Annotated in this window: 6 protein-coding genes; 2 read left to right on the top strand and 4 right to left on the bottom strand. The window is 68.6% G+C overall.

The genetic code is table 11. The annotated features are described in order from the left end of the window. Positions 1 to 256: 256 nt before the first annotated feature. On the top strand, positions 257 to 1,744 hold the full coding sequence (locus tag GGR89_RS12315; protein ID WP_125978364.1) for a lipopolysaccharide biosynthesis protein: 1,488 nt from the start codon (positions 257 to 259) through the stop codon (positions 1,742 to 1,744). 6 nt (positions 1,745 to 1,750) lie between these two features. Here the strand turns inward: GGR89_RS12315 and GGR89_RS12310 are convergent, their stop codons facing one another. Continuing rightward, a complete protein-coding gene (locus GGR89_RS12310) occupies positions 1,751 to 2,179 on the bottom strand; it encodes a CBS domain-containing protein (RefSeq protein WP_125978362.1) in 429 nt (142 codons plus the stop codon). Between the two features lie 69 nt (positions 2,180 to 2,248). Here GGR89_RS12310 and GGR89_RS12305 point away from each other — a divergent pair, with 69 nt between their 5' ends. Further along, positions 2,249 to 2,545, top strand: coding sequence for a hypothetical protein (locus GGR89_RS12305; protein ID WP_125978360.1), 297 nt, complete (start codon positions 2,249 to 2,251; stop codon positions 2,543 to 2,545). 4 nt (positions 2,546 to 2,549) lie between these two features. Here GGR89_RS12305 and GGR89_RS12300 read toward each other — a convergent pair whose 3' ends face one another. The 3 genes from GGR89_RS12300 to GGR89_RS12290 form a co-directional block, all read right to left on the bottom strand. Continuing rightward, entirely contained in the window at positions 2,550 to 4,103 is a 1,554-nt protein-coding gene (locus GGR89_RS12300) for a DUF4139 domain-containing protein (RefSeq protein ID WP_125978358.1), read from the bottom strand. 4 nt (positions 4,104 to 4,107) lie between these two features. Continuing rightward, the gene (locus tag GGR89_RS12295; protein ID WP_125978356.1) at positions 4,108 to 5,496 is read right to left on the bottom strand and encodes a DUF4139 domain-containing protein; all 1,389 of its coding nucleotides are present in this window, start codon (positions 5,494 to 5,496) and stop codon (positions 4,108 to 4,110) included. A 242-nt stretch (positions 5,497 to 5,738) separates the two neighbouring features. Next, positions 5,739 to 8,096 (bottom strand): glycoside hydrolase family 31 protein, encoded by a 2,358-nt coding sequence (locus tag GGR89_RS12290; protein ID WP_125978354.1) that lies wholly within the window; start codon positions 8,094 to 8,096, stop codon positions 5,739 to 5,741. Positions 8,097 to 8,120 lie beyond the last annotated feature (24 nt).

Here is an 8,120-nt window from a genome sequence, read left to right as displayed (position 1 = left end):
CATCTAAACCAACAATGTCAAAGAGCGACAAAAATCGACGCTGCGCCTTTCCCCTTTTTCTCGGGGCGGCCGCTGCGCCTGAATTTCGGTGACCAACGCTGCGTCCCGGTGAGGAGCACCGCGTCGGTGGAGTGGCTTCTATGCCCGAGACCCCAACCCGTCAACACGAAAATGAAACTTTCTGTCGTTTTCGTGACAGCCGCCCCGAAAATGGCGGAAATCCGCGGTTTACGGCTTCTCAATCGGGGCATGCGATATGCCGCTGGTGACCGAATCAACGCTCGAATCGCCGAATCAGGCCCCGGAATCGCTCCGGAATCAGGTACGAAGGGCCGTGATCTGGCGTTCGGGCACGCAGATTCTCGGGCAGCTGCTCACCTGGTCGTCCACGTTCCTGGTCATCCGTATCCTCGCACCCGCCGATTACGGACTGTTTGCGATGACCCAGGTGGTGCTGGTGCTGCTCAACATGCTCAACGGCTATGGGCTCGCGAGTGCGCTGATCCAGCGTGCGGACGCCGGACGCCGGGCGCAGCGCCAGCTGTTCGGGATGCTGCTGCTGCTCAATGGCGCCCTGGCGCTGCTCCAGCTTGCGGCCGCGCCGCTCGCTGCGGCCTATTATCGCCAGCCGATGGTCGCCGAGCTGCTGCGGGTGCAGGCGCTGCTCTATCTCTGCACGCCCTTCATCGCGCTGCCCTATGCGCTGCTCGCGCGATCGATGGACTTCGCCAAGCAGGCACAGGTCCATTTCGTCTCGGCGCTTGCGGGCGCGATCACCGCGCTGACCGGGGCCTATGCCGGCTGGGGCGTGTGGACGCTGGTCGCCGCCCCGATCGTGCTGTTCGCCACCCGCGCGATCGGGATGACCGTGGCGGCGCGGGCGCTGGTATGGCCGAGCTTCGACTTTCGCGGCGCGGGGGACATGGCGCGCTATGGCGGGGTGATGGCGGCGGGGCAGGTCTTCTGGTTCCTGCAGAGCCAGGCCGACGTCTTCATCGCCGGGCGCATGTTCGACCCGCATCTGCTCGGCATCTATACGACCAGCCTGTTCCTCAGCCAGATCTTCGTCTCGAAATTCGTGCCGCCGCTCAACGAGGTCGCCTTCTCCGCCTATGCACGGATGCGCGACGATCCCGCGGCGGTGGCGGCGGCATTCGTGCGGGGCGCGCAGCTGATCCTGCTGGCGGCCATGCCCTTCTATATCGGGCTGGCCGCGACCGCCGAGCCGCTGGTCGCCGTGGTGCTCGGGCCAAAATGGGCGGAAGCGGCGCCGGTGGTCCATGGCCTGGCGCTGGTGATGCCGCTGATGACGCTGCAGGTGCTTTTCGCGCCGGCCAGCGACGCGCGCGGGCGGCCGGGCATCAGCGCACGCAACGGTGCGACCGGTGCGCTGTGCCTGCCCATCGCCTTCCTGATCGGCGTGCATTGGGGAATCCTCGGTCTCGTCGCTGCCTGGTACGTCGCCTATCCGCTGTATCTCGGGTTGTCGGCACACCGCACGCTGCCGGCGATCGGCGTCAGCTATGCGGGGCTCGGCCGGGCGATCGCGGCGCCGGTGTTCGCGGCGCTGGCGATGGGACTGATCGTCACCCTTGTCGACCGCGAACTGCCGCCGCTCGCCCCCCTGCCCCGGCTGGCACTGCTCGTGAGCATCGGTGGCGCGAGCTATGGCGCGCTGCTCTTCGGCTTTGCGCGCGAGACGCTCGGCGGTGCGATCGCGCTGGTGCGCAACCGCGCCGGCTGAGCTGCATCAGGCCGTCTGGATATAAGCGCGCATCGCCTCGGCCTCGGACTCGATACGATCGATCCGATACTTCACCAGATCGCCGATCGAGATGAAGCCGACCACCGCCTGCCCGTCGATCACCGGCAGATGGCGGATGCGCCGCCGCGTCATCAGCGCGAGCGCGCCGAGCACCGTCTCCTCGGGGCCGACGGTGATCGCCGGTGCGGTCATCACCCGCGCCACCGGCAGTTCGAGCCCGATCGCGCCTTCGCGCTCGATGCAATGGATCACGTCACGCTCGGAAAAGATGCCGACGACTTGCCCGTTGTCGAGGACCGGCACCGCGCCGATCCGCCGGGCCGCGAGTAGTGCCACCGCCTCCGCGACGGTGCTGGTGGAGGCGATCGACACGATGTCTCGCCCCTTGCCTTCGAGGATTGCCGCGATGGTCATCGCCTTCTCTCCTTGGCTTTCATTTTTTAGGCGTTGTTTATCCCACGAATCGGCCCAACTTGCAAAGCGATGGAACAGCCCGACGGACTCGATGATCCAGGTTATGCCGCCTTCGCCTGGGGGCGGTTCCGCCGCATCCTGTGGGGGATGGCGGTGGTGGCGGTGCTGGCCGCCGGCGTAGCCGAATATTGGCTGTGGGCGACGATGGGCGAGCTCCATATCGTCACTGCGATCGCCACCTTTCTGGGCGTGTTCTTCACCATCATGATGGCCGCGGCGCTGATGGGGCTGATGTTCCTCAGCTCGGGCAGCGGCCATGACGCGCAGGTGGAAGACCCGCTCAAGGGCGAAGTCGACCTCGACTGACGGCTCAGCGTTCGCGCTTGAGCGTGAGGTCGAGGCTTGCGGTGCCGTTGGCCGGCACGGTCACCCGCCAGGTGGGGACGCCCTTGTACGAAACGAGCGGCGCGCCGGCCTTTGCGTCACGATAGGGAATCGGCAGCTCGAAGGTGACGGGGTTGGCAAGCGCATTGGTCACCTCGACCCGGTAGTTCGCGCGCCGCTTCGAGCCGGGCTTGCCGACGATGGTGTAGCGGACCTCGCTGCTGTCGCCCGGCCGCAGCTCGATCTCGTCACCGATCGCGCGATCCTTGAGCGCCGACTCGCCGAGCAGCACCGGCTGTTCCCCGCGCGCCGCGAACAGGGCGACCGATCCGGCAGGCAGCGGCAGCCCTAGCCCGGCTTCGATGCGGTTCTCGACGCGTAGCACGATCTCGGCCGGCCCGCTCTCGGCGTCGCGATCGGGATCATGGGCGAAAGGCTGAAACGTCCCGGCGTAGATCCGCGCCATTTGCACGCGCTCGCGGTGGAGCAGCGCGACCTGCTTGGTGGCGCGCGCGGCGACGCTCACCGGCTCGGGGATGCGGTAGAGCTTGAGGTCGCCGAGATCCTCCTGCGCCGCCATCATCACCGGCGCGAAGGCGACCCGTGACCCGGTGACGACAATGTCCACCGACGGTGCGGGCGGTGCCGGGGGTGGAGGGGGCGGCACGGGCGACACCATCTGGCGGACTTCACCACCCTTGGCCGGCGCATCGCTCGTCCTGCCCATCGGCCAGCACTGCAGGCGAAGCGCGGCGGCGGCCGCGCGCGGCAACCGCGCCGCCTTCTCCTTGTTGGGCTGCCCCGCCACCGCGCTGGTGCGGGCCTCCGCGAAGGCCTGGCTGCCGCCGTTCACCACCGTCATCCAGCCGAACAGGTCGAGCGTATCGTCCGCCCCCAGCTGCGCGACATAGGTCGCCGACCAGTCGAGCCCCTGCGCCAGATAGGAAAGCTGCACCGTCACCGTCTGCGCGCGGGGGCTGTCGGTCGTCACCGACAGCGTCGGCCTGGCGGCGAGATCGGCGGGCACGCCCGGATAGGCCAGCTTCTCCGGTAGCCCCGAACAGCCCAGCGCCTCGATGCCCTCATCGGTGGTGAGCAGCACGCCGCCTGTCGGCCCTGCCTGAATCACCGCCTCGCTTTCGCTGACCTTGCCGGTCGCGCGGTCGGTGCGCCGCACGGTGACGCGGCGCTTGAGATACGCGTCGACCAGCGTTGCCGGGCCGAGCAGCCGGGCGTCGCGGTTCTTTTCCCCCACCCCGCGCGGCAGGCCGGTGACGATCGCGGTCTCGGGCATCATCCCTTCGGACACGCCGACGAAGCGGATCACCGACGCACCGGCCGGCAGCTGCAGCGTCCGCGTCTCGGTGACCAGCGCATAGCCGCCGGGCCAGCTCCGCCGGATCGCGCCCTCGCCGCGGTTGGGGTCACGATAGACGGTCACCGCCACCGCATCGGGCGTGTCCGAGACGACGAGCGTCTGCGCCGCCGCCGGCAGGGCGGCGAGCAGCGCGGCGAGGGCCAAGGCGATGCGCGCGAGCATCGGATCAGTAGCGGCTGTCGAACACCATGGTCACCGATGCCTTGCCGTTGGCGGGCACCGGCACCTTCCACTCCATCCGATCGGCGGAGACGCGCTCACCGGCGAGGGTCTGGTCGGTCACGCGAACGTCGCCCCACAGCCCGGTCTGGGCAAGGTCGACGGTGACCGGCTCGGCGCGCGCATTGGTGAAATCGTAGCGCATCGTCGTTTTCCAGCGCCGCGCCGAAAGCTTCTTGCGCTCGACCACCACCGCGGCGCCCTTCACGTCGAACGCCTCGCCGGTGCGGATCGACATGGCCGAGCCCATCGGCGCGGCATCGACCCGGCTCTCGCCGATGAACTGCGGCTCGCCCTTGCGGTCGCGCATATAGACGCGGATCGTGCCGCTCGGCAGCTGGTCGCCCAGGCCGCCATTCTTCGACGTCGAGAATTTGAGCACCGAGGCGGCGCTGCGCGGATCGGTGTCGGCACCCAGCCAGCCATTGATCCATTCATAGGTCTTGCGCGCTGGCGCCGCCTTCACGTCGAGGAAGCTGACCTGCTTCTGCTGGGCGTTGGCGATCGTGGTGCGCTGGGCGAGCGGATAGAAGATATAGTCGCCCAGCCGTTCGCGGGGGCCGGTCTCGGTGCCGGGCTGGTCGATCGTCGTGTCGTCTCCTTCGAGCTGGCCGAAGGCGCGGGCACCGCTGGGCGCACCGGCGACGAGCGTCACTGCGGCATTCTGGTACGAGGTGCCGGTATCGTTGGTGAGCGTGATCCATCCCTGCATATCAATGGCGCTCTTCGCCTCGTCGAACAGCATCACATAGTCGCTGGTCCAGCCGAGCCCCGGGGTGAGGTAACTCAGCGTCGCCGGCACCCGCCCCCCGCTCGCCACCTGCAGCGTGACCGAGAGAGTGGGCCGGGCGCGAAGATTCTCGGGCACCTTGTCGAAGATTACGCGGACCGGCAGGCCGTCATCGCGCAGCACTTCGATGCGCGAGCCGATCTGGAGGACGATGCCGCCATTGGCCGAAAGCACCCGCGCCTGCTCGCGCGTCTCCGCGCCGGTCGCGGGGTTGGTCCGCACGATGGTGACGACCGAGCCGACCGCCTTTTCCATCAGCTTGTAGGGGGTGAGCAGGTCGTAGTCGAAATTCTGCTCGACGATGCCGATGCCGGGTCCGGCGAGCGTCACCGTCTCGGGCCGGATCTTGGCGGAGACGTCGGCGAATTCCTGGCGGGTGCGGCCGGCCTCGAGCGCGAGGGTACGCGCGTCCTGCACCAATGCCTGGCCGTTCTGGTAGATGGTGATGGCGAGATCGCCCTGCGCGGTCTTGTCCGGCGTTGGCAGCTGCTGCGCCTGCGCGAGCGCGGGCCATGCCACCGCGAAAAGCCACACCGCATGCCGCATTGCCCATCCTCCCCCTATGTTGCGGGGATCGTAGCAGATTGAAGGACGGCGGCTAGTGCTTCCTCCCCCGCCAGGGGCGCGCACCGGAACCTCCGAGTCGATCGTCATCCCGGCGAAAGCCGGGATCCATTCGCGCTGATGTGGCGGTTCTTTCCCCTAGCGCACAGGGCAATGGATCCCGGCTTTCGCCGGGATGACGGAGGTCTTGTAGGACGGGGGGGGGGGCAGGATTCATGCAGCCCTTACAGGGTCACCACCACGCGCCGCCCGTCATACACCACCTCGCGCCCGGCCGCCTCGGCGAGGCCGGTGCCGACACCCGGCGCCACCGACACCACCCGGAACCGCCGCGTCTTCGCCATGCCTGGATAGCGCCCCTGCCGCGCGCCGAGCGTCAGCGTTCCCGCCTTGTCGTCCAGCGCCAGCGCGATCGTCGCGCGCTCGCCGCGGCGCCAGCCCTGACCGTCGCCGGCATCGTCATAGAGGGTGATGCGGCCATCGGCGCCGCGATAGACGCGCAGCTCGATCGGGCGATCGGGCGACTGGTCGGCATATTGGACCGGCGAACCCAGCGGCAGGATCGTGCCGCCCGCGACCTGCACCGGGATCTGCCCGATCGGCGCGGCGACCTGGAGCTTCACTCCGCCAGCGTGGCGCGTGCCGGTCCAGAAGTCGATCCATTCGGTGCCCTTTGGCAGATACACGGTGCGCGAGGTGGCGCCGGGCTCGATCACCGGGCTGACCAAGAGATTGCGGCCGAACAGATATTGGTCGCGCAGATCCTGCGCCGCGCGGTCCTCCGGGAACACCATCCCCGCCGGATAGAGGAAGGAGGCACCGCGATCCGCCACCTGCCAGCTTTGCGCATAGAGAAAGGGCAGCAGCCGGTAGCGCAGCGCGACCGCATCGAGCAGCGGCTGGCGGACGCTCTCCGGGAAGCTGTAGACTTCCTTGCCCTCGCCGGTGCCGTGGATGCGGAACATCGGGTTGAACACCGCGAACTGCAGCCAGCGGGTGAACAGCTCCTGATAGGCCGGATCCTTGGGGCTGCGGCCGAAGAAGCCGCCGATATCCGCCGACCAGAAGGGATTGCCGGTCATCGAGAAATTGACGCCCGCCGGGATCTGCTTGGCGAACACGTCCCACCGCCCGCTGACGTCGCCCGACCAGGTAAAGGCGCCGTTGCGCTGCTGCCCCGCCCAGGCCGAGCGGGTGAGCAGCAGCGGGCGCTTGGCGGCATAGTCGGCGGCCATGCCGTCGTGCACCGCCGTGGTATGCATCAAGGGATAAGCGTTGAATACCAGCGCGCCCGGCCCCGCCGCGGTGTTCACCTCGGCCATTTCGCCCCAATGACCGCCCAGCTCGGCCTCGCTGCCGTCGAGCCAATAGCCGTCGAATCCGGCCTTGCCGAGCCGATCGGAGATCTGCTTCCAGTAGAGCGCGCGGGCCCGGCTCGAGAAGGCATCGTACCAGCGGCCCTCGCCCGCCGGATACACATTGGGGTAGGTCTTGGGGTAGAGCCCGCCGATCGCGTCGAGCGCGCGTGTATTCTCCAACCCGACATCGAGCCGCGGCCAGACCGAGACGATGCTGTGCAGGTGCTGCTGGTGCAGCGTGTCGAGCATGCCCCTGGGATCGGGATAGCGCGCCGGGTCCATTTCGTGGCTGCCCCAGCGGCCGGCCGGCCAATATTGCCAGTCCTGCACCACCGCATCGAGCGGGATGCCGAGGCGGCGATATTCGGCCGCCACCCCCAGCAGCTCGGCCTGCGAGGCATAGCGCTCCTTCGACTGCCACAGCCCCCAGGCCCAGCGCGGCAGCAGCGAGGCGGCACCGGTGAGCTGGCGATAGGCGCCGATCACCTGGTCGACATCGGGCCCGGCGAACAGGAAATAGTCGACGCCCTCGCCGGCCTGCGAACGGAAGAAGATGCGGTTGCCCGCCTGCGGGGTGTCCACCGCGACCTCGGTGACCGAGGCATTGTTCCAGAACAGCCCGAAGCCCGCGGGCGAGACCAGCACCGGCACGCCGACATCGGTATTCGCCTGCTGCAGCCGGACGATGGTGCCGCGATAGTCGAGCAGCCCGGCCTGGTGCTGGCCTAGGCCGTAGACCGCCCGTCCCTCGGGTATGGCGAAGACCATCCGCACCGCCCCCTCGCCATCGGGCGTGCCGCCCAGGCGGCGGCGGTAGAGATCGGTCTCGCCGACCAGCGGCTTGTCGTCGGCGCCGAGCAGCGCAACCGCACCGGTCTTGCGATCGACGCTGATCCGCATCGCCGGGGTGGCGAGCAGGTAGCGATCGGGCTGCTGGTCGAGCGTCCAGGCGGTCTTGGCAGGCTGGCCGACCAGCGCGAGATCGGGCGCGCGCTCGGCCCCTTCGCGCAGCATCGTCACACGGAGGATGCGGTCGCCCCAGAGGGTGAGCGCGAGCACCCCCTGCGCGGTGCGGAAGCTGGCGCCGGTCGGGGTTTGCGCAAGCAGCGTCGCGCCCTCGGCGGCGGCGGCCTGGAGCGGCGCGGCCTGCACGGCAAAACTCGGCGCAATGGTCGCGGCGAGCGCTGCCCCCAGCAGCAGAAGCGACTTGGCTTTCACGGACATTCTCTCCTCTGACGCGATGGTCTT

This window comes from Sphingomonas trueperi (assembly GCF_011927635.1).
GTDB classification, from domain to species: Bacteria; Pseudomonadota; Alphaproteobacteria; order Sphingomonadales; family Sphingomonadaceae; genus Sphingomonas; species Sphingomonas trueperi.
The sequence above is the reverse complement of the archived record's forward strand: the minus strand, read 5'-3'. Positions and strand labels throughout refer to the sequence as shown.

What these genes read in the sequence shown, in the direction of transcription:
- GGR89_RS12315 (WP_125978364.1), top strand. Translation starts at nt 257, where the DNA reads ATGCCGCTGGTGACCGAATCAACGCTCGAATCGCCGAATCAGGCCCCG.
- GGR89_RS12310 (WP_125978362.1), bottom strand. Translation starts at nt 2,179, where the DNA reads ATGACCATCGCGGCAATCCTCGAAGGCAAGGGGCGAGACATCGTGTCG.
- GGR89_RS12305 (WP_125978360.1), top strand. Translation starts at nt 2,249, where the DNA reads ATGGAACAGCCCGACGGACTCGATGATCCAGGTTATGCCGCCTTCGCC.
- GGR89_RS12300 (WP_125978358.1), bottom strand. Translation starts at nt 4,103, where the DNA reads ATGCTCGCGCGCATCGCCTTGGCCCTCGCCGCGCTGCTCGCCGCCCTG.
- GGR89_RS12295 (WP_125978356.1), bottom strand. Translation starts at nt 5,496, where the DNA reads ATGCGGCATGCGGTGTGGCTTTTCGCGGTGGCATGGCCCGCGCTCGCG.
- GGR89_RS12290 (WP_125978354.1), bottom strand. Translation starts at nt 8,096, where the DNA reads ATGTCCGTGAAAGCCAAGTCGCTTCTGCTGCTGGGGGCAGCGCTCGCC.